This window comes from Nocardioides alkalitolerans (assembly GCA_038184435.1).
Classification (GTDB): Bacteria; Actinomycetota; Actinomycetes; order Propionibacteriales; family Nocardioidaceae; genus Nocardioides; species Nocardioides alkalitolerans_A.
Genome location: CP116227.1, coordinates 3706648 through 3727486 on the forward strand (window position 1 = coordinate 3706648; position 20839 = coordinate 3727486).

Here is a 20839-nt window from a genome sequence, read left to right on the forward strand (position 1 = left end):
CGCTGTGCGGGCTAGCCGAGCCTGAGGGTCGGACGATCGTCCTCCGCAAGGAGTCGAGCGCGCCGTCCTGCCGCCGTCCCGATCTCCTTCTCGAGGGCGTCCACATCCAGCGCAGCGAGGGCGTTCGGGCACAAGACGATGGCCAGCTCGGCTCCCTGTGACGGGAAGAAGGCGCGCACCTCGTCGCGATACCCGGCCCGGCGGAGTGTCGTCGTCACCGACGCGCACGCCTCCTCGTCGAGGAGGGGCGGGACGGCGGTGGGTCGAAGGGAGCGAAGGAGCTCGAGGAGCGTCCCGTCCATGTCGTCGCGGTCGGCGGGCGAGACCCGCCAGCGTCGAACCAGGTCCGCGAGCTCGGCACCGCGAGCAGCGACGCCCAGCACGGCGTGGTCGGGTTCCTCGGCCACGATCTGGAGCACCGCCACCGCCGCCATGTACGGCGACCCCGTCACCCCGATGTTGGCGACGTGACTGCTGAGCTCGTCCCAGCGGCCGCGCCATGGGGTGACCACCCCGCGATCGGGCTGCGGGCTGCGTCGGTGTCCCTGCTCGGCCAGGAGGTCGTCGAGGTCGCGAGCGACCGTCTGCTCCTCGAAGGAGCGTCGGTCGGCCTCGTCGCGTGCGAGCCACTGGCGGCAGGCAGCGCGCAGCACCGACCAGGCAGCCTGGGCCGACACCTCGCCGTGCTCGTAGACGTCGATCAGGTCGTTCCAGAGCTCGTAGGTGGGGTCGCCCGGTTCGCCCAGCTCGAGGAGGTCCTCGGCGGCCTCCCGTGCGGTCCACGCATCGGCGGCGGCGAGCACGCGGCGTACCCCGGTCGGCAGGTCGGCCGCGGCGTCCGTCACGACGGCAACGGTAAGCCCGCCACGGCGACCGAACCGCCCACCTGACGAGACGCCCCGCTGCCCGGCCACGACCGTGGTTCTCTAACCAAAGTAACTCAGTCGCCTTTGACCACAAGGAGATCCCCATGAGCATCCGCCCCAAGGAGACCGTCGTCCCGTTCGTCGTGCGCGGCGAGGGCAGCGGCGTCGCGCAGCAGCTGCACGTCCCCGGCTCGCAGCACCGGTTCGAGACCGACGCCTACCCGGCGTTCGGCGGGCAGGACGCGGCACCGAGCCCGCTGTTCTACGCCCTGGGCGCCCTCACGTCCTGCAACCAGGTGACCGCCCAGCTCGTGGCGAAGGACCTCGGCGTCACGTTGGGCCGCTTCGAGTTCGAGGTGCAGGGCGACCTCGACACCGCTGTGCTCGTGGGCGGCGCCGACGGCAACGCCAACTTCGACCGGGTCACGCTGACCGCGACCATCGAGTCCGACGCGAGCCCTGAGGACTTCGCGCGCCTCGAGGCCGAGACGGACCGCCGCTGCCCGGTGTCGCAGCTCTTCCGCCGCAGCGGCCTGGAGCTGTCGACCACGTGGACCCAGGCCCCGCTCCACGCCACGGTCTGAGGCTCCGCGCGACCCCTGGACGCACGAGAGGGCGGCCCTTCGGGGCCCCCCTCTGTTCCAAGGTATAGCCCACCCCGGGGCTTGCGGCAAGACCCTCCTCGCCCGGCAGAATCCCGGCTCGCTCGCCTCCGAGCCACCCTCTTCCTGCCGGAACGGAGCCCTGTGCCGACCCCTGTCTTCGCCCTCCCCGCCCACCTCGCCGCCAAGGCCGCCCCCGCCCTCACCGCGGCCGACGAGCACCACTTCACTGCCGTCGCCGCCAGCATCGCCGCCGCCGTCACCGACCTCGAGACCCAGCTCGACGCCGCCCGTCGCGCGGGGGTCGCGCAGGGGCAGGAGGCGCTCGAGCGCGACCAGCTCGTGCGGCACCTGACGACCCGGCTCCGGCTGCTGCGCCGCTTCAGCCTCGACCTCTGCCTCGGCCGGATGGTGCCGGCGGACGGCGACCCGGTGTACGTCGGGCGTCTCGGCCTCAGCGCCCCCGACGGCCGACGGTTGCTCGTCGACTGGCGCTCGCCCGCGGCGGAGCCGTTCTTCGCCGCCACGCCCGCCGACCCGCGCGGCCTCCGCAGTCGTCGGCGCTACCGCTGGACCAACGGGTCCATCACCGACTTCTGGGACGAGCAGCTCGCCCCGGGAGACGAGGAGCCGCTCGCCCTCGACGACGACTCCGCCTTCCTCGCGAGCCTGGCCGAGGGGCGCTCGGGCCGGATGCAGGACGTGCTCGGCACGATCCAGGCCGACCAGGACGCCATCGTGCGGGCCGGCTCCCGCGGCGCGCTCGTCGTCGACGGCGGTCCCGGCACGGGCAAGACGGTCGTGGCGCTCCACCGCGCGGCGTACCTCCTCCACGCCGACCCGCGCCTCGGCGAGGGCCGCGGCGGCGTGTTGTTCGTGGGGCCGCACCGGCCCTACCTGGCCTACGTCGCCGACGTGCTCCCCAGCCTCGGCGAGGAGAGCGTGCGCACGTGCACCCTCCGCGACCTCCTGCCGGAGGGCGCGGCCGCGGTCGAGGAAGCGGACCCCGAGGTCGCGCGGCTCAAGGGCACCGCGGCGATGGTGGGCGCGATCGAGCCGGCGGTGGCGCTCCACGAGGAGCCGCCCACGGCGAGCCTGCTCGTGGGGACGTCGTGGGCGGACCTCTGGATCGGCGCGCGCGACTGGGCGGAGGCGTTCGGGGCGGCGGACGCCGGCGTGCCGCACAACGAGGCCCGCGACGACGTGCGGGACGCGCTCGTGGAGATCCTGCTCGACCAGGTCGACGAGGACGAGGTGCCCCGGGAGGTGCTGCGTCGCGAGCTGCGACGCCACCCGGCCATCGCCGAGGCGCTCGGCCGCTCCTGGCCGATGCTCGAGCCGACCGACGTCGTGGGTGACCTGTGGAGCGTGCCCGCCTACCTCCGCCGCTGCGCCCCCTGGCTCGCGCCCGACGAGGTCCGGCGCCTCCAACGCACCGACCCGCACGCCGACCCGCACGCGTGGACGACGGCCGACCTCCCGCTCCTCGACGCGGCCCGCCGTCGTCTCGGCGACCCCGCGGCGGAGCAGCGGCGGCGACGACGGGAGGACGCCGAGGAGGTCGAGCGGGAGCGCATCTCCGGGGTGGTCGACCGGCTCCTCGAGGCGGGCGCCGACCCCGACGAGGGCGTCGGGCTCGTGACGATGCTGCGCCACGACGGCCTGCGCGACCAGCTCATCGACCTCGGCGGACTGCCGGAGCCCGACCCCGACCGGCTCGCCGGCCCGTTCGCGCACGTCGTCGTCGACGAGGCGCAGGAGCTCACCGACGCCGAGTGGCAGATGGTGCTCCAGCGCTGCCCGTCCCGCAGCGTCACCGTCGTCGGCGACCGCGCCCAGAGCCGCCGCGGCTTCGCCGAGCCGTGGACCGAGCGGCTCGAGCGCGTCGGCTTCGACCAGGTCCGCACCGCCACCCTCACCGTCGGCTACCGCGTCCCGGAGGAGGTCATGGCCGCGGCCGCGCCCGTGATCCGTACGGCGCTGCCCGACGCCAACGTGCCGCTGGCCGTCCGGCGCAGCGGCCGGCCCGTGCGGCACGGCTCCACGTCCGAGCTCGTCGCCGTGCTGACCGCCTGGCTGGCCGAGCACGACGAGGGCACGGCGTGCGTGGTGGGGCGGGCCGGCGCCGTACCGCCGCTGCCCGACGCCGTCGTCCGGTCCGGGCGCGTGCGCGTGCTCGACCCCGTGCTGGCCAAGGGGCTGGAGTTCGACCTCGTCGTGCTCGTCGCCCCGGACGCCCTGGGCGACGGGATCGCGGGGGCGGTCGACCGGTACGTCGCCATGACCCGCGCGACCCGGGAGCTGGTGGTGATGACCTAGGTTCGACCGGTGCCTGCCGCCACGCCCGGCCGCGCCCGCCTGGGCGTCGCCCTCATGTTCTTCACCAACGGGGTGCTCTACAGCGCGCTGCTGCCGCGCTACCCCGAGATCAAGGCCGCGCTCGACCTCTCCAACACGGCCTTCGGTCTCGTGGTGGTCGCGTTCCCCGCCGGTGCGGTGGCCGCCGCCGCGGTGGCGGCCCCCGTGGTGCGGCGCTTCGGGGCGCCGACGGTCACGGCCGTCGGATCGGGCGTGCTGGCGGCGGCGATGGCCGTCGCGGGCTTCCACCCGAGCGTGCTCGTGCTCGTCGCGGCCCTCGCGCTCGGCGGCATCGTCGACGCCGTGGTCGACGCCGCCCAGAACGTGCAGGGCGTCGCCGTCGAGCGGTGGGCGGGCCGGTCGATCATCAACTCGCTGCACGCCATCTGGAGCCTGGGCGCGGCGACCGGCGGCGTGATCGGCGCGTTCGCCGCGGCCCAGGACATCGGGATCGGTGTCCAGATGATCGTCAACGGCGTCGTCTGGACCCTCGTCGCGGTGCTCGGCGCCTGGCTCGCCGTCCTGCCGCCCGCCGCGGCCCCGATCGCCGACGAGCTCGCCACGACCCCGACACCCGCCGCCGGTCGGTGGACGGCGCTGCGGCTCGTGCTGCCGCTCGTCGTGCTCGCGATCTGCGGCACGCTCGTCGAGGACGTCTCCAACAACTGGGCCGTGCTCTACCTGGGCACCGAGGCCGGCGCGCCCGTCGGCGTCGCCGCCCTCGCGCTCACCGTGGTGCTCGTCAGCCAGTTCGTGGGCCGGCTCGTCGGCGACCCGATGACCGACCGGTGGGGTCGCGAGGCCGTCGCCCGCAGCGGGGGACTGCTCATCGCGGCCGGGATGGCGCTGGCGATGCTGCCCGCGCCGTACCCGGTCGCCTTCGTCGGCTTCGCCCTCATGGGCTTCGGCAGCGCGACCCTCGTGCCCGCCGCCTTCGCCGCGGCCGACCGCGTGCCGGGCCTGCCCGCGGGCACCGGCATCGCGCTGCTCGGGTGGCTGATGCGGATCGGGTTCCTCGTCACCTCACCGGCCGTGGGGGCGCTGTCGGACGTCGCGAGCCTCCGTGTCGCCCTGCTCATCCCGCTCGCCGCCGGGCTCCTCGCCGCGGTGCTGTCGCACCGGGCGGCGCGGACCGGGCCGGCGGGTCAGACCGGCGGGTAGGTCGGGGTGAGGGACGAGTCGTAGACGACGACGAGCGTCTCGAGCAGCGTCGTGCCGTCGAGGAGCTGCAGCGTGCAGGAGCCGTCGGCGCTGTCGGCGAGACCGTCCTCGAACCAGAACGAGGTGCCGGTCAGGATGAACGAGGTCGGTGTGCTGTAGAAGTCGCCGATCCCGTCGTGCACCAGGTTCGACGAGTAGTCGCCGAACGTCTGGCTCGTCGCCGTGCGCGGCGTCCAGACGACGCGCGCGTTGGTGATCGGTGCCCCGGTGACGGTCACGTCCAGGCGGTACTCGGCCGGCACCGGCTCCCCCTGGATGAAGTACCGCGTCTGCTGCACCACGAACCGGCTCGTCCCTCCCGACGCGGCGAAGGCGGGGGCGGCGGCGACGACGCTCACCGCGGGCACGGCCCACGCGGCGGTGCGCACGACCGTACGGCGCGTGGCGCGTGCGGCGGGGACGGGGGAGGTGGTCATGGGCGGGAGCCTAGGGTGCGTCACCTTCGGGTGAGATCGTTACACCGAAACTCGCGTTTCTCGATGCGGGGCCGCGCCGCCCGATGCCCGAGGATGGCCCGCATGGACCACGGCGCGAGCGGCATCGACGGGGACGAGCTGGTCGCGGAGCTCGCCGGCCAGGCACGGATGCACGGCCACGCCGTCATCGCGGTCGCCGGCGGCGAGGACGGGCCGTCGTTCGCCTACACCGTCGGGCTCGCCGGTCTCGAGCACCCGGAGCTCCTCGTCGTCATGGAGAGCCAGGAGACGGCGTACGCCCTCCTCAACGACCTCGCCTTCCGCGTGCGCGACGGGCACGTCCGCCTCGACACGCCGGCGCTCTTCGCGGCCGACGCGACGGGCCGGTACGACGCGGTGGCCGCCCCCGTGCCGCCCGTGGTGGCCGCGGAGCACGTGACGATGGCCGACACGGTGGCGCGCGCCCAGGGCTGGCCGGCGCCCGTCGCGGTCACGCAGGTGCACCTCATGGACGGCGACCGGCACTGGCCGTGGGAGACGAGCGAGCGCTACGGCCCGCCCGTGCCCGGCAGCGTCCTCAGCGCCGTGCCGGACGTGGCGCGCCTGCCGCGGCTCGAGCTCGCGCCGTACGAGCGGGAGGTGGCTCCCGGCCTGCCCTACGACACCGTCGCCCACGTCTGCCTCCACGTGCAGCGGGCCGAGCGGCCGGCGCGCTACGCCTTCCGCGAGGACGGCGGCTGGTCGTTCGTGTGCGGCGAGGGCGGCCACGACTGGGGCACGGAGGTGCGGGCCGCCGTGCTGGGCCGGCTCGTCGAGCTCGACCCCACCCTCGCCCAGCTCCTCGACCTGCCCGACGAGCACGAGGCGACACGGGACGAGCCCGGTGCCGCCTGGGTCAGGCGAGCAGCGACAGACCCTTCGTGAGCTTGTCGACGACCTTGCGCGGTCCGACGACGCTCACCGCGTAGTAGTCGAGCGTCCCGCCGGTGCAGCCGCCGACCGCCTCGAGGTAGTCGGTGTAGACCCGCGTGTGCTGCGCCTGCGTCGGCATGTCGGCGACCACCACCGCGGGGAGCGCGGCGGCCCGGGCGCGCAGGTTCGTCAGCCGGGACCTCGGCGCTCCGAGCACGGTGCACCCGAGCCACGGCAGCCCGGCGTGGGCCCCGCCGTCGGCGTCGACGGCGTCGGGACCGCGGAGGCCCGGGACGGTGGTGGCCGTCGCGCTCGCGACGCAGACGGCGGCGTTGACCGCGCGCCCCGCCGGGAGGGTCTCGTCAACGACGACCACCCACTTCAGCGGTACGTCGCGGGTCGTGAGCGACAGGTCGATCTCCTCGGGGGCGAAGCCGACGGGCCGGGTGGTGGCGAGACTCATGACGTTCCTTCCGGTGCGGGGCGGGACGCGCCGTACGGTAGGTAGTGCACGGATGGAGCGCATCTCAGCCGTGCATCGTCAACCGAAGGGGTTCTTGTGGCGAACATCGACGATCTCGACCGGCGGATCCTGGCCGCCTGGATGACGGATGCACGGCGCAGCCTCCGCGACCTCGCGGGCACGCTCGGCGTCTCCGCCACCACCGTCCACGACCGGGCTCGCGAGCTGCGCCGCCGCGGCGTCGTGCGCGGGGCGGTGCTCGACGTCGACCTCGGCCAGGTCGGCCGACCGGTGCAGGCGCTCATCGCCGTCCGCATCCGGCCGCCGTCGCGCTCCAACATCGAGGCGTTCCGCGACTGGGTGAGCGGGCTCCCCGAGACGGTCGGGGTGTTCGTCACCTCGGGTCGCTCCGACTTCATCGTGCACGTGGCCGTCGCCGACAACGAGGCGCTCTACGCGTTCGTCATCGACCGGCTGACGTCACGTGCGGAGATCGCCGACGTCGAGACGTCGGTGGTCTACGAGCACCTGCGGGTGCCGCCGAGCCTGGACTGACGGGTCGCGGCCGGCGATCAGGCCCCCGTCATCGCCCGGAACGCGGTGACGGCCTCCTCGTAGAGGGTCACGAGGTCCGGCTCGCCGTACGTCGCGGGGTCGTCCATCGCCTCGGCCCACCGGTCGAGCGCGGCGCGCACGACGGCGGTCGTGACCTCCACGAGCACCCGGGGGGTCGGGTCGGAGGGCGCGGCCCCGGTGAGCTCCGCGAGCGCGGCGGCGAACCCCGCCCGCCGCTCGTCGTCGACCGCGACGGCGGCCGCGCGCAGGGTCGGCTCGGTGCGCAGCAGCCGGTAGAGCGAGCGGAGCTGGCGACCGGAGGGGCTCCGGCCGTTCTCGTGGCGGCGCAACACCTCGGTCCACAGCGCCTCGAGCTGGGGGAGGAGCGGTTCCGCGGGTCGCAGCGCCGCGACGCCGGCCTCGAACGCGTCCTCGATGTCCGCCTGCACGAGGAGGGCGGCACGCTCCTTCGTCACGGCGTACCGGTAGAAGGTGCGCGACGAGACCCCGGCCGCGGCGGCGATGTCGTCGGAGGTGCATCCCGCGACGCCGTGCTGCTCGAAGAGCGCCAGCGCGGCCGCGCAGATGTCCTGCTCGGTCTGGCGGCGACGGCGGTCGCGCAGCGTCGTGGTCATCCGGCCTCCTCGGGTTCCCATGCTAGACGCTCGTCAGTTCGTGTCTAGTTGGCAGTCACTGCCACAATGCTCGGGTCGAGAAAGGACCCGTGTGACCACCGAACAGACCCGCCCCACCGAGACCGCCACCGAGACCGCTGCTCCCGTGGCTCCCGTGGCTCCCGCCCTGCCCCGCGGCGTCGTGCCGCTGCTCGTCGTCTCCGCCTTCGTCGTGATCCTCAACGAGACGATCATGGGCGTCGCCCTGCCGCAGCTGATGACGGACCTCGAGATCTCCGCCGCTCGCGCCCAGTGGTTGACCTCGGCCTTCCTGCTGACGATGGCGGTCGTCATCCCGCTCACGGGCTGGCTGCTGCAGCGCTTCCACGTGCGCACCGTGTTCCTCGTGGCGATGACGACGTTCTCGCTCGGCACCCTCCTCGCGGCGGTCTCACCCGGTTTCGGCCTGCTCGTGACGGGTCGCGTCGTGCAGGCGGTCGGTACGGCGATCATGATGCCGCTGCTGATGACCACCATCCTCACGACGGTGGCGCCCGAGCGACGCGGTCGCATGATGGGCACGATCTCGATCGTCATCTCCGTGGCGCCGGCGATCGGCCCGACGGTCTCCGGCCTCATCCTCCAGGACCTCGGCTGGCGCTGGATGTTCTGGATCGTGCTGCCCATCGCGCTCACCTCGCTCGCGCTCGGCGCCGTGTGGGTGCGCAACGTGACGACGCCGGGTCGTCCGCCCCTCGACGTGCTCTCCGTCGTGCTGTCGGCGGTGGCGTTCGCGGGCCTCATCTACGGCCTGTCGAGCATCGGCGAGTCCGCCGCCGGACACACGCCGGTGGCTCCCTGGATCCCGGTGGCCGTGGGCGCCGTCGGCCTCGTGGCGTTCGTCGCCCGGCAGCTGGCCCTGCGCGAGCAGGCGCTCATGGACCTCCGTGCCTTCGGCACGCCGACCTTCAGCATCGCCGTCGGTCTCGTGGCCGTCAGCATGATGGCGCTCTTCGGCACGCTCATCCTGCTGCCGATCTACCTGCAGACCGTGCTGGGTCGCACCACCCTCGAGACCGGCCTCGTGCTCCTGCCGGGCGGCCTCACCATGGGTCTTCTGGCGCCGATCGTGGGTCGGCTCTTCGACCGCCACGGGCCCCGGCCGCTCGTCGCGCCGGGTGCCGTCGTCGCCAGCGCCGCCCTCTGGGCGATGTCGCTGCTCGACGTCGACACGGCCCTCGGGCTCGTCGTCGCCATCCACGTGGTGCTGAGCATCGGCCTGGCGCTCATGTTCACGCCCCTGCTCACCTCGGCGCTCGGGTCGCTGCCGCGGCACCTCTACTCCCACGGCAGCGCGATCGTGGGCACGGTGCAGCAGGTCGCGGGCGCGGCCGGTACGGCGCTGTTCATCACCGTCATGACCCGACGCTCGACGGCCGAGCTGGAAGCCGGGCTGGGCACGGCCGCCGCGACGGCCGAGGGTGTGCACGCCGCGCTGCTGTGGGGCGGGATCATCTCCGCCGTGGCGATCGTCGTGGCGTTGTTCGTCAAGCGCGGTCGTGCAGCGTGACGTGGTAGCCGTCGGGGTCGGCGAACGTGAACGTCCGCCCGAACGGACCGTCGATCGGCTCACTGACGATCGGGTGGCCGTCGGCCGCCAGCGCGTCGTGGATCTCCTGCACGTCGGTGGCATGGAGCCAGATCGCCGCCCCGATCCCCGGCCGGCCGACGGCGTCGAGGTCGGTGCCGGGGACGACGTCGCGCAGCGCGAACGCGATCGGCGCGGTCTGGAAGACGACCGCGTGCGGTGGCCCGGCGGGCGAGCGGACGAGGCCGAGGTAGTGCTCGTAGAACCGCTGGGCGGCGGGCAGGTCGCGCACCTGCAGGGAGACGAAGTCGGGACCGGTGACGGGCATGGGTGCTCCTCGGATGCTGTGTCAGGAAACTGACACGCAGACTATGTCAGGATACTGACATGAGTCAACGCGCGGACGGCATCGACCTGGAGACCTCGATGGGCTACCTCCTCAAGGAGGCCGCGACCGCCCTGCGGGCCGCGATGGAGGAGGCGCTGCGGCCGCTCGGGATGACCGTGACGCGCTACTCCTGCCTGGAGCTGCTGGCCCAGCGCCCGGGGATGTCGAGCTCCGACCTCGCCCGCGGGGCGTTCGTGACGCGGCAGTCGATGAACGTGCTGCTCCAGGCCCTGGAGCAGGAAGGCCTCGTCGACAGGCCCGCCCAGCCCGTGGTGGGCAAGGCGCTGCCGACGACGCTCACCCCGGCCGGACGACGCCTGCTCGACGAGGCCACCGCCGCGGTCCGGGCGGTGGAGGTCAGGATGCTGGGCGGGCTCACCCCGGCCGAGCAGGCCGCGACGTTCGCCGGCCTCCGGAGCATGGTCGCGGCGCTCAGGCCCTGAGGTTCCGCCCCAGTACCCGCATCGCCTCCTCGAACGTCTCCGGACGCGGTCCGGCGTAGTTCAGCCGCACGTACGGGCCGGTCGGCTCGGCCGGGAACCACTCCCGCCCCGCGGCGATCACCAGGCCGTCCGCCTCGCAGCGTCGTGCCAACCGGTCGACGTCCGTGCCGTCCGGCAGACGCACCCAGAGGTTGAGCCCCCCGGACGGGACCTGCTCGAGGTGCGCGTCGGGGACGTGCGCGCGCAGGCTCGTGACCAGCAGGTCCCGGCGGGAGCGCAGCTGCCCGCGCAGCTGCCGCAGGTGCGTGCGCCAGGCGGGCTGGGTCACCACGTCCAGCGCGGCGGCCTGCAGCACCCCGCTGACGTACATGGCCTCGGCGGCCCGATCGTTGCGGATCCGCTCGCGGGCCGGGCCGCGCGCCACGACGGCCGCCACCCGCAGTGCCGGCGAGACGCTCTTGGTGAGCGAGCGCAGGTGGACCACGTGGCCGCCGTCGTCGTGGACGGCGAGCGGGGTCGGGTCGGCGTCGATCCCGAAGTCGTGGGCCCAGTCGTCCTCGACCACGAACGCGCCGTGCGCCCGCGCCACGGCGAGGACCTCGAGGGAGCGGGTCGTCGTCCACCGGGCGCCGGTCGGATTGGCGAAGCTCGGCTGTGCGTAGAACGCGCGCGCCCCGGTCTCCCCGAAGGCGCGCACGAGCTCGTCGACGTCGGGTCCCTCGGGGCCGCTGGGCACCGGGACCACCCGTACGCCGGCCGACGCGGCTGCGGTGAGCGCTCCCCAGTAGGTCGGCGACTCCACCAGCAGGGGCCGGTCCGCGCCGACGAGGCTGCGGAAGATCGAGCTGAGGCCGCTCTGGCTGCCGGGGAGGACGGTCACGTCGGCTGGTGCCGGCGGTGTGAGCCCGGTCGGCGTCGCCCGGGCGAGCTCCGTGGCGAACCAGCCCTGCAGCTCCGGCAGGCCGGCGACGGGCGAGCGCGCGAGCGCCGCGTCGGCACGGGCGGCGCGGGCCAGGGCCGCGCGGACGAGACGTTCGGGCAGGAGGTCCCGGGCGGGGTAGCCCGACTGCAGCTCGATCACGTCGTTCGGGACGTCACGCATCGTCGCCGACACCGGCGACCCGAGCGCCGGCGCCGCCCGCAGGGCCGCGGTCTGCCAGCCGTGCTCCGCCGGGCGGACGGTGCGGACCGCCCGCACGAACGTGCCCGACCCGGGTCGGCTCTCGACGAGACCCTGCGCGGCGAGCGTCCGCAGCGCCTTCTGCACGGTGACCGGGCTCGCCTGGTGCTCGGCCACCAGGGCGCGTGTCGACGGCAGGCGGGAGCCGGGCGCCGCGTCCGCCACGAGCCCGCGGAGTGCCGCGACGATGCGCGCGCTGCTATCGTCGTTCATGACGCAACAGAGTAGCGCTATCCATTCTGCGCGAACACCGTTATCGCCCTCGACCACGACGGGGCTGCTCTGGGGACTGGCCGGGGTCGTCGCCTTCTCCTTCACGATCCCCCTGACCCGCGTGGCCGTGTCCGGCCTGTCCCCCCTGTTCATCGGCTCGGGCCGCGCGGTCGTGGCCGCGCTCCTCGCCGGGGCCGCGCTGGCGCTGACGCGACAGCCCGTGCCCTCCCGTCGTCAGTGGGCGCGACTGGCGGTCGTCGCCGGCGGGGTGGTGGTCGGCTTCCCGATGCTCACGTCGTACGCGCTGGTCTCCGCGCCCGCGTCCCACGGCGCCGTCGTCATCGCGGTGCTGCCCGCCGCCACGGCGGTGGTGGCCGTGCTCCGGGCGCGCGAGCGTCCCCCCGGCCGTTTCTGGATCGCGGCCGGGGTCGGTGCCCTGGCCGCCGTGGTGTTCGCGTCGGCGCAGGGCGGGGGCGTCGGCGAGCTGCACGCGGCCGACGTCCTCCTGGTCGGCGCCGTCGTCGCCGCGGCCGTCGGGTACGCCGAGGGCGGGTTGCTCGCCCGCGAGGTCGGCTCGTGGCAGACCGTCTCCTGGGCCCTGGTGCTCGCCTTCCCGCTCATGCTGGCCCTGGCGGTCGGGGACGCCGTCGCGTCACCTCCCCGGGGGACGCCCGGGGAGTGGACGGCCTTCGCCTACCTGGCCGTCGTCAGCATGTTCCTGGGGTTCGTCGCCTGGTACCGCGGGCTCGCGATCGGGCCCATGGCGCAGGTCAGCCAGGTGCAGCTGGCCCAGCCCGCCCTCAGCATCCTGTGGGCGACGCTCCTCCTCGGCGAGCCGCTGACCGTCGCGACGGTCGCGGGAGGCGCCGCCGTGATCCTCTGCGCCGGCGCGGCCGTGACGTCGCGCCGCGCTCCCGGCTGAGGTCGTTCCCGTCCCGTCTCGACGCTCATCGAGGGGGGGGGGCCGTTCGGCGCGCGCCTGCCGGAGGGCGGATGCCCACCAGGTGAGCTCGGCGAGGGCGCGGGCCAGGTCGCCCTCCACGCCGGCCGGAGCGTCGAAGCCGGCGGGGCCCACGTTGTTCCACGGTGTCGTCAGTCCGACGGTGCTGCGGGTCGTCGCCACGTGGAGCTCCGCGAGGACGCCGCGGAGGTGCTCGGTGGCGATCCGGCCGCCGTGGGCACCGTAGGAGACGACGGTCGCCGCCTTGAACATCCACTCCCGGTAGTGCCAGTCGATGGCGCGCTTCAGGGAGGCCGGGTAGCTGTGGTTGTGCTCGGGGGTCACGATCACGAACCCGTCGGAGGCGTCGATCCGGGCGGCGATGCTCGTGGGTCCACTCCCGCCGGGCTGCAGCAGCCGGTCGTCGGGCAGCTGGACCTCGGCCAGGTCGATGAGCGAGACGTCCACGTCGCCGGCGCGGGTCCTGCTCACCGCCCAGTCGGCGATCGTCCTGCCGACCCGATCGTCGCGGACACTGGCGGAGACGACGGTCACCACGAGTGGCGCGCCGGCGCCGCTCGTGGCCGACCCTGCGGGCTGGGGATCTGGGCTGGTCATGAGGTCACGCTGCGGGTTCGACCATGGTTGAAGTCAATGGTCGGATCGGTCATGGTGATCCGGTGAGCACCATCGAGCGTGGGGTCGGCCCCGAGTTCTCGGAGACGGTCGCCGACGTCGCGAGGGAGTCCGGCGTGGCACCGTCAGCCGTGCGGTTCTACGAGCAGCACGGGCTCGTGGGTGCGGTGCGCACGCCTGGCGGTGCTCGCCGTTTCGACGCGACGGCGGCGTGCCGCATCAAGGTCGCGAAGGTCGCTCAGCGGGTCGGGCTCTCGATCCGCGAGATCGTCGAGGTCCTCGAGGGACTGCCGGCCGAGCCCGCTCCGGCTGACTGGGGTGTCGTGTGCCAGCGACTCGTGCGCGAGGCCGAGGAACGGGTGGCCGCCCTGCACGCGCAGCTCGACGCCCTCGGCGGCGACGTCCGGTTGTGCGACCTCGCCGAGGTGGGCTCCGAGCGGCGGTCTTGACCTCAACCTCTGTTGAACTCCTAGCGTCGCGAGCATGGAGACGCGACCGATGCAGCCGCCCGCCCGTCAGCCCCTGGGGTTCTGGACCGTCCGTGCCGGGGAGGCGATCGGGCACCGCACCCGGTCCGCGCTGGCCGAGCTCGGCGTGACGCAGCCCGAGTGGTGGGTGTTGCACCAGCTCTCCCTGCACCCGACGGGAGTCGGACGCGCCGACGTCATCGCCACGATCGGCCCGAACGAGACCGACGCCGCGATCGAGGAGGCGATCGCCTCCGCCGAGACCCACGGGTGGCTGGTCACTGACGGCGACTCGATCCACGCGACGGCCAGCGGCACCGACGTCTTCGCCCGCTGCGCCGCACTGCAGACCGAGCTCCAGGAGGAGCGGATGCGCGGCATCACCGACGCCGAGCTCGCGACGACCATCACCGTCCTCCAACGCACCATCGAGAACGTCGGGGCCAGCGCCTGGCACTGGTGACGGCCCGCCCCCGTCGCAACTAGGGCAGGATCGCGTCGACGTACCCGCCGTCGGCGCGCACCGCGGCGCCCGTCGTCGCGGACGCGAGGTCGGAGCAGAGGTAGACGACGGTGTTCGCGATCTCCGCGGGCTCGAGGAGGCGCTGCACCAGCGAGGCGGGGCGGTGCTCGCGCATGAACCGCCGCTGGCGCTCGTCCCAGGGGCCGTCGGTGCCGACCATCTCGGCGACGAAGTCCTCGACGCCGGGCGTGTGCGTGGGGCCGGCGATGACCGTGTTGACGGTGACGCCGGAACCCGCCACCGCCTTCGCGAAGCCGCGCGTGACGCCGAGCAGCGCGGTCTTCGTGACGCCGTAGTGGATCATCTCGGCCGGGATCGCGACGGCGGAGTCGCTGGCGATCGTCACCGCCCGGCCCCAGCCGCGCTCGGCCATGCCGGGCAGGTAGGCGCGCAGCATCCGCACGGCGGACATGACGTTGACCTGGAAGTACTGCTCCCACGTCGCGTCGTCGACCTCGAACGGGTCGATCGCGCCGAAGATCCCGAGATTGTTGACGACGGCGTCCACGTCCGGGAGCTGCTCCACGAGGCTCGCCGCGCCCTCCGTCGTGCCGAGGTCGGCCGCCACCTGCAGCACCTCCGCGCCGGGCACGGCCGCGGTGATGGCGGCCGCCGCCTCCTCGAGCGCCTCGGGCCGACGGCCGTTGACGGCGACGCGGGCGCCGGCGCGGGCGAGCCCGGTGGCGATGGCCAGGCCGATGCCCTGGCTCGATCCGGTGACGAGGGCCGTCCGGCCCGAGAGGTCCAGCTGCACGACGTGCTCCTTCAGGGTGCGTCGGTGGGGTCGGTCCCCGTCACGAACAGGTCCCCCGGCCCGAGGATTCCGCGACGGCCGGCTGCGCCCCGAGCGCGTCGGCCGCCCGGGCGCGACCCAGGTTCCACTCCAGCCAGTCGTCGTCCGACGGCGTCCACCCCGGCAGCACGCACGCGCGCTCGGTCGCCGGCAGGTCGGCGAGCACCGGCACGGCGTCGTCGGACAGGCCCGCGAGGTAGGACCAGTCGATGCGCCCGGTCGCGTCGTACCGCTCCAGGTTCTGCTCCGCGATCCACGCGTCGGGGTTCACGACCGCGAGCCCCAGCAGGGACACCGCCCCGCTCAGCACCGCGAACCGCGCCAGCCAGGCGCCCCGCAGCGTCACGCCGCCGACGAGCACCGCGAGCACGACGACGCCGAGCCAGCCCTCGAAGACGTCGACGAGCAGGCGGAGCCGCGTGTAGCCGTAGGCCTCCTGGTAGAGGTCCATCCGGTGCAGCGCCGAGGCCACGACCACGAGGGTCTCGACGCAGAGGGCACCGAGGGCCACCCGCAGCCACGCCCGGTCGGCGACCGTCTCCCGCGGCGCCTTGCGCGCGGCCACCCCGACGACGACGAGCGTCAGCGCGGTGACGACGGTGAGCTGGCCGAAGCCCTGGTGGACGTACTCGGCGTAGGTGAGCCCCGTCGTACGGCGCAGGTAGTCGTGCCCGCCGAACACCACCGCTGCCTGGGCGACGAGGAAGGCCGCGACCACGCCGACCACGACGAGCACGGGAGCGAGCCACTCGAAGCGGTGCGCGACGGGGCGCGGGGCGCGGGGGCCGCGGTCGAGCCGCGGGGGGTTGAGGGCGAGGTACGCCGCGGCGAGCACCGCGCCGCCGATGGCCACCGTCAGGAAGGCGCGGAGCACGAGCGTGTCGATCGTGAGGTCGGGCAGGAGCGCGTCGACCCACTCCGCGAGGAGCGCGTCGGCCGAGGTCAGCAGCGCACCGAACACCAGGAGGCCGAGCGCCGAGAGCACCGCGGTCCGCAGCAGCGCCGCGCTCTGGCCGAGCCCCGTGAGCCGCGCCAGGGTGCGCCCCAGCCACGGCAGGCCGCGGAGGCCGGCGAGCGGCCACGACAGCCCGGCGAGCACGAACGCCGGCAGCGTGCGGCCCCGGGTGACCCCGACGACGCAGAGCGCCGCGCCCGTGAGCGCGCAGAGGAACGTGATCCACTCCGCGTCGCGCACCGCGACCGTGGCGGCGAGCAGCCCGCAGAGCGCGGCGCAGGTCAGGGTGAACGGATCGCGACGGTGCTTCGCCGCGCCGAGCACGACGCCGCCCGCGGCGAGGAGCACGAGCGCCGCGCCGATGCCGTGGTCGCGGAACGGCAGCACGACCGCGCCGAGCAGGCCCACGCTGAGGGAGGCGACGAGCACCCACAGCCGGGCGGGCACGCCGTCGTCGGGCCAGAAGTCGCCCACGAGGTCGTCGACGACGCCGGGCACGTGCGCGGGGACGTCGCGGCCGGGGACGGGGCGGGGCGGGACGGGGGAGCTGGGACGAGCGGGCGGGAGCGGTGCGGGCACGAGGGCCTCCTGGGGATCGGGTGGGAGGTCGACCTGCACGCGGGCGCCGGTCGGACCGAGGGGATCGACGAAGCGGATCGCGCCGCCGTGGAGGTCGGCGACCCAGCGGGCGACGGCGAGACCGAGGCCGGTGCCGCCGCCGGAGCCCGCGCCGAACGCCTCGAAGACGCGGTCCCGCTCGCGCGGCGGGACGCCCGGTCCGTCGTCGTGGACCTGCAGGCGCAGCCCGCCGTCGGGGCCGGGGCCTGCGTCGACGCGCACGGTGCCGCCCGCTGGGCTGTGCCGCGCGGCGTTGTCGAGGAGGTTGGCGACGAGCTGGTGCAGGCGCGCGGGATCGGCGCGCACGGCGAGGTCGTGCGGGCTGACGTCGACGTCGTACGTCACCGCCCGGCTGCGGGGACCCGCCGCGGTGACCGCCTCCGCGACGCAGGCGTCGAGGAGGTCGGCGACCTCGACGGACTCGGGGCGCAGCGGGGCGTGACCCGCGTCGACGCGGGCGAGGTCGAGGAGGTCCTCGACCAGGGCACTCATGCGCTCGGCCTGGCCCAGCGCGGTCGCGAGCGCGTCGTGGCGGGCCTCGGGGGTGGGGGCGCCGACGTCGTCGACGAGGTTCTCCAGCACGGCGCGGAGCCCGGCGAGCGGGGTCCGCAGCTCGTGGCTCACGGTGGCGACGAGCTCGCGCCGACGCCGGTCGACGTCGCCGAGGTCGCCGGCCATCGTGTTGAACGCGCGGGCCAGCTCACCGACCTCGTCGCGGGACGCGTCGGCCACCCGCGCCGTGTAATCGCCCCGCGCCATGCGGCGGGCGGCCGCCGTCATCTGCCGCAGCGGCGAGGTCATGCCGACCGCCAGCAGCTGGGTGACGGCGAGGGCGAGCAGCACCGTCACCGGCAGGCTGAGCCACAGCGGCACCGAGGCGGCACGGCCGAGGGAGGCGACCAGCGTCGCCACGGTCACGCTGGCGGCGACGAGCACGCCCAGCTTGACCTTGACCGAGCCGACCCCGGCCAGGGGTTCCCGGCTCACGAGGCGGTCCCCGGCTCCAGGGCGTAGCCGACACCGTGCGCGGTGCGCACCCGGTCGGCCCCCACCTTCGCCCGCAGGCCCTTGACGTGGCTGTCGACCGTGCGGGTGCCGGCGGCGTCCGCCCAGCCCCACACCTCGGCGAGCAGCCGCTCGCGGGTCACCACGGTGCCGGGATCGGCGGCGAGGCAGACGAGCAGGTCGAACTCCGTCGGCGTCAGGCGCACCTCGGTGTCGCCGCGCCACGTGCGGCGAGCGCCCACGTCGACCCGCAGGTCGCCGACCTCGAGCACCGGCCGGGCCGCCGCGGGGGCGGCCGCGAGCTCCGCCGCCCGCTCCACCCGACGCAGCAGCACGCCGACCCGCGCGACGAGCTCGCGCATCCGGAACGGCTTCGTCAGGTAGTCGTCGGCGCCCACACCCAGCCCGACGAGCACGTCCGCCTCGTCGTCCCGCGCGGTCAGCATGAGCACCGGGACGGGACGCGTCGCCTGCACGCGGCGGCACACCTCCAGCCCGTCGAAGCCCGGCAGCATCACGTCGAGCACCACCACGTCGGGCGCGTGCTCCTCGTGTGCCGCCACACCGGCGGGTCCGTCCCAGGCCTGCGTGACGACGTACCCCTCCGCCGTCAGGCGGTCCGTGACCGCCTGGTTGATGACGGGGTCGTCCTCCACGACGAGGACCGAGCGCGTGCGGTGAGCCATGCCGAGAAGGCTAGGAGCGCACGGGGCCGGGAGTGGGGGACGAACCGTGGAGGTTCTGTGCAGATCGGGGGGCAGGTCAGGGGGCGCGCAGCTCCTGCGTCCCGATCACCGACAGCAGGCGCAGCTTCTCGTGGCTCTCCGTGCCCGGGGTCGCCGTGAAGACGAGGAGGCCCTGGGACTGCTCCGCGTCGTACAACGTCTGGCAGTGCACCTCCACCAGGCCCACCTCCGGGTGGCGGATCCGCTTCGTGCGCGGGTGCTTCACCCCGACCTCGTGCGCCGCCCACACCTCGCGGAACCCGGCACTCGTGGCCTCCAGGTCGGCGACCACGCGGCCGGGGAAGGAGTCGGGACCCTCGCGGGTGTACGCCGCGCGCAGGTCCGCGACGAACACCCGGGCGTGCTCGGGCTGGTCCTCGGCCGGGTAGAGGTCGCGGCTCGTCGGGTCGCTGAACCAGCGGTGCACGACGTTGCGGGCGAGGCCCTCGTGCGCCGTCTCGTCCCCCAGCAACGCCACGGCGGCCGGCGTCTGCACGAGGGTCTCGCCGGATCCCGTGACCACCATCGCCGGGGTGTCGGCGAGGCGGTCGAGGATCCGCATGATGCCGACGTCGACGTGGTCGGAGCGCCGGGCGCGGCCGGGCGAGGCGTAGCCGCCGAGACGGAACAGGTGGTCCCGCTCCTCCAGCGTGAGCCGCAGGGCGCGGGCGAGGGCCGTGAGCATCTGCTCCGACGGCTCCGGCCCGCGCTGCTGCTCGATGCGCCCGTAGTAGTCGGCCGACATCTGCGCCAGCAACGCCACCTCCTCGCGCCGCAGGCCGCCGGTGCGCCGCCGGGCGCCGCGGGGCAGCCCCACGTCCTCCGGCTGCAGCGCCTCGCGCCGGGTGCGGAGGAAGTGGGCGAGCTGCTCGCGGTCCATGCCGCTCATCCTGCCCGGCCGTCGGGACGGCGCGTCACAGGTTCATCCCGCCCGACGCCTCGATGCGCTGCCCGGTCACCCAGCCCATGGCGGGGCCCGCCACGGCGGCCACCACCGCGCCGACGTCCGCGGGCTCGCCGACGCCGCCCATCGCGACGACCTGCGCGAGGTGGGCGCGCACCTCGTCGTCGTCGCGCAGCACGCCGCCCGCGAAGTCCGTGGCCGTGGGGCCCGGGGCCACCGCGTTGACGGCGATCCGGCGCGGGCCCAGCTCCTTCGCCAGGTAGCGCGTGTAGACCTCGACGGCGCCCTTGACCGCGGCGTACACCGAGTAGCCGAAGGCGCCGACGAACCGGGCCAGACCGGTGGAGGTGGTGACGATGCGGCCGCCGTCCGCGACGAGGGGGACGAGCTCCTGCGTCAGCAGGACGACCGGGGTGAGGTGGACGGCGACGAGGTCCTGCACCTGGGTGGCGGTGGTGGCGCCGAGCGTGGTCCAGCCGGCCACGCCGGCGTTGTGGACGAGGGCGTCGAGGTGGGTGCGGTCGAGGGTCGCGAGCGCGCGCCGGACCTCGTCGGCGAAGGCGGGGAACGATTCCGGCTCGGTGACGTCGAGCCGGAGCGCGACGGCCCGACGACCGCGCGCCTCGACGGCGGCGACGACCTCGGCGGCCTCGGCGGCGCCGGAGCGGTAGGTGAGGAGGACGTCGCTGCCGCCGTCGGCGAGCGCCAGGGCGGCGGCACGGCCGAGACCGCGGCTGCCACCCGTGACGAGGGTGGTGCGGACGGGGCTGGTGGTGCGGCTGGGTGCGGGGTTCGTGGTCATGCCTCCACGGTGCGCCCGGAGCGGCCCGGGGAGAAGGCCGCGGTCATCCGGGGACAGACAGTCCGTGGATGGTGCAACTACCGGTCTGACCTGGGACGACACCGAACGGGTGAGGCCATTGGACGGGACAAGTGACGGGGCGCTCGAACACGCGTACCGTCGACGGAGACGTTCCCGGTCTCGGGTGCGTGACCTTGAGGAGGGCAGCCATGCCCGACCAGACCATCCCTTCCCCGATCCCCTTTCCCGTCGACATCCGGCTCGAGCCGGACGGTTCGACCGTCACCGTGCGCGGCACCGTCGACCGGCGCAGCGGCCACGGCATGCGTACCTTCCTCGAGTCGACCGACCTGCGGGCGGTCCCCGAGGTGACCATCGACCTCAGCGGCGTGGACATGCTCCTCGCCGGCGGTCTCCGCGAGCTCGCGGAGGGCTTCCGCTACGTGCGTTCCGGCGGTTCGGTCGTCGTCGTCCACGCTCCCGACGACACGATCGCCGGACGCGTCATCGACGTGCTCCGACGCATCGACGCCCGCGAGCACGACCGGCTCTGCGGCCGCAATGGAGTGGACCCCCTCCCGCCCGCTGCGTAGGCTCGCTCCCGTGGAGCTCTGAGGACACCCCCGACCGCGGCCCGAGGCACCTGTCTGCC

General features: G+C 74.5%; 22 protein-coding genes. 11 read left to right on the forward strand and 11 right to left on the reverse strand.

Features of this window, described 5'->3' with window-relative positions; all coding sequences use genetic code 11:
- Positions 1–11: 11 nt before the first annotated feature.
- Positions 12–845 (reverse strand): hypothetical protein, encoded by an 834-nt coding sequence (locus PIR53_17665; protein WZH51829.1) that lies wholly within the window; start codon positions 843–845, stop codon positions 12–14.
- A gap of 125 nt (positions 846–970) precedes the next feature.
- Between PIR53_17665 and PIR53_17670 the strand changes: the two genes are divergently transcribed.
- From PIR53_17670 to PIR53_17680, 3 genes are all read left to right on the forward strand, one after another.
- Entirely contained in the window at positions 971–1450 is a 480-nt protein-coding gene (locus PIR53_17670) for an OsmC family protein (protein ID WZH51830.1), read from the forward strand.
- 162 nt (positions 1451–1612) lie between these two features.
- Positions 1613–3787, forward strand: coding sequence for an RNA polymerase recycling motor ATPase HelR (helR, locus tag PIR53_17675; GenBank protein ID WZH51831.1), 2175 nt, complete (start codon positions 1613–1615; stop codon positions 3785–3787).
- A gap of 9 nt (positions 3788–3796) precedes the next feature.
- On the forward strand, positions 3797–4987 hold the full coding sequence (locus PIR53_17680; protein ID WZH51832.1) for an MFS transporter: 1191 nt from the start codon (positions 3797–3799) through the stop codon (positions 4985–4987).
- On the opposite strand, the gene PIR53_17685 is transcribed toward PIR53_17680, so the two are convergent.
- Positions 4972–5463 carry a hypothetical protein gene (locus tag PIR53_17685; protein ID WZH51833.1) on the reverse strand — a complete coding sequence of 164 codons (492 nt, stop codon included), beginning with the start codon at positions 5461–5463 and terminating at the stop codon, positions 4972–4974. The two genes, PIR53_17680 and PIR53_17685, sit on opposite strands and share 16 nt — an antisense overlap.
- Before the next feature lie 102 nt (positions 5464–5565).
- Here PIR53_17685 and PIR53_17690 point away from each other — a divergent pair, with 102 nt between their 5' ends.
- Positions 5566–6387: a DUF4262 domain-containing protein gene (locus PIR53_17690; GenBank protein ID WZH51834.1), complete on the forward strand. Its 822-nt coding sequence runs from the start codon at positions 5566–5568 to the stop codon at positions 6385–6387.
- Here the strand turns inward: PIR53_17690 and PIR53_17695 are convergent.
- Complete coding sequence (locus PIR53_17695) at positions 6359–6838, reverse strand: DUF2000 domain-containing protein (protein ID WZH51835.1); 480 nt, start codon at positions 6836–6838, stop codon at positions 6359–6361. The genes PIR53_17690 and PIR53_17695 overlap by 29 nt on opposite strands.
- A 96-nt stretch (positions 6839–6934) precedes the next feature.
- Between PIR53_17695 and PIR53_17700 the strand changes: the two genes are divergently transcribed.
- Complete coding sequence (locus tag PIR53_17700) at positions 6935–7393, forward strand: Lrp/AsnC family transcriptional regulator (GenBank protein WZH51836.1); 459 nt, start codon at positions 6935–6937, stop codon at positions 7391–7393.
- Between the two features lie 17 nt (positions 7394–7410).
- On the opposite strand, the gene PIR53_17705 is transcribed toward PIR53_17700, so the two are convergent.
- Entirely contained in the window at positions 7411–8028 is a 618-nt protein-coding gene (locus PIR53_17705; protein WZH51837.1) for a TetR family transcriptional regulator, read from the reverse strand.
- A 91-nt stretch (positions 8029–8119) separates the two neighbouring features.
- On the opposite strand from PIR53_17705, the gene PIR53_17710 reads away from it, so the two are divergent.
- Positions 8120–9577, forward strand: coding sequence for a DHA2 family efflux MFS transporter permease subunit (locus tag PIR53_17710; protein WZH51838.1), 1458 nt, complete (start codon positions 8120–8122; stop codon positions 9575–9577).
- On the opposite strand, the gene PIR53_17715 is transcribed toward PIR53_17710, so the two are convergent.
- A complete protein-coding gene (locus PIR53_17715) occupies positions 9555–9923 on the reverse strand; it encodes a VOC family protein (protein ID WZH51839.1) in 369 nt (122 codons plus the stop codon). The genes PIR53_17710 and PIR53_17715 overlap by 23 nt on opposite strands.
- 59 nt (positions 9924–9982) lie before the next feature.
- Here PIR53_17715 and PIR53_17720 point away from each other — a divergent pair, with 59 nt between their 5' ends.
- On the forward strand, positions 9983–10426 hold the full coding sequence (locus PIR53_17720) for a MarR family transcriptional regulator (protein WZH51840.1): 444 nt from the start codon (positions 9983–9985) through the stop codon (positions 10424–10426).
- Here the strand turns inward: PIR53_17720 and PIR53_17725 are convergent.
- On the reverse strand, positions 10416–11819 hold the full coding sequence (locus tag PIR53_17725) for a PLP-dependent aminotransferase family protein (protein WZH51841.1): 1404 nt from the start codon (positions 11817–11819) through the stop codon (positions 10416–10418). The two genes, PIR53_17720 and PIR53_17725, sit on opposite strands and share 11 nt — an antisense overlap.
- Between PIR53_17725 and PIR53_17730 the strand changes: the two genes are divergently transcribed.
- The 3 genes from PIR53_17730 (at position 11818) to PIR53_17740 (ending at position 14325) form a co-directional block, all read left to right on the forward strand.
- The gene (locus PIR53_17730; GenBank protein WZH51842.1) at positions 11818–12741 is read left to right on the forward strand and encodes a DMT family transporter; all 924 of its coding nucleotides are present in this window, start codon (positions 11818–11820) and stop codon (positions 12739–12741) included. The two genes, PIR53_17725 and PIR53_17730, sit on opposite strands and share 2 nt — an antisense overlap.
- 698 nt (positions 12742–13439) lie before the next feature.
- A complete protein-coding gene (locus PIR53_17735) occupies positions 13440–13844 on the forward strand; it encodes a MerR family DNA-binding transcriptional regulator (protein WZH51843.1) in 405 nt (134 codons plus the stop codon).
- A 34-nt stretch (positions 13845–13878) separates the two neighbouring features.
- Complete coding sequence (locus tag PIR53_17740; protein WZH51844.1) at positions 13879–14325, forward strand: hypothetical protein; 447 nt, start codon at positions 13879–13881, stop codon at positions 14323–14325.
- 19 nt (positions 14326–14344) lie between these two features.
- Here PIR53_17740 and PIR53_17745 read toward each other — a convergent pair whose 3' ends face one another.
- From PIR53_17745 to PIR53_17765, 5 genes are all read right to left on the reverse strand, one after another.
- Positions 14345–15139, reverse strand: a complete 795-nt coding sequence (locus PIR53_17745; protein WZH51845.1) for an SDR family NAD(P)-dependent oxidoreductase — start codon at positions 15137–15139, stop codon at positions 14345–14347.
- 40 nt (positions 15140–15179) lie between these two features.
- Positions 15180–17738 (reverse strand): DUF4173 domain-containing protein, encoded by a 2559-nt coding sequence (locus PIR53_17750; protein ID WZH51846.1) that lies wholly within the window; start codon positions 17736–17738, stop codon positions 15180–15182.
- Positions 17735–18442: a response regulator transcription factor gene (locus tag PIR53_17755; GenBank protein WZH51847.1), complete on the reverse strand. Its 708-nt coding sequence runs from the start codon at positions 18440–18442 to the stop codon at positions 17735–17737. Before PIR53_17755 ends, PIR53_17750 begins: the two co-directional genes overlap by 4 nt.
- Before the next feature lie 76 nt (positions 18443–18518).
- On the reverse strand, positions 18519–19361 hold the full coding sequence (locus tag PIR53_17760) for a helix-turn-helix transcriptional regulator (GenBank protein ID WZH51848.1): 843 nt from the start codon (positions 19359–19361) through the stop codon (positions 18519–18521).
- 34 nt (positions 19362–19395) lie between these two features.
- On the reverse strand, positions 19396–20187 hold the full coding sequence (locus PIR53_17765; GenBank protein ID WZH51849.1) for an SDR family NAD(P)-dependent oxidoreductase: 792 nt from the start codon (positions 20185–20187) through the stop codon (positions 19396–19398).
- 209 nt (positions 20188–20396) lie between these two features.
- On the opposite strand from PIR53_17765, the gene PIR53_17770 reads away from it, so the two are divergent.
- Positions 20397–20780: a hypothetical protein gene (locus PIR53_17770; GenBank protein ID WZH51850.1), complete on the forward strand. Its 384-nt coding sequence runs from the start codon at positions 20397–20399 to the stop codon at positions 20778–20780.
- The last annotated feature ends 59 nt before the right edge of the window (positions 20781–20839 follow it).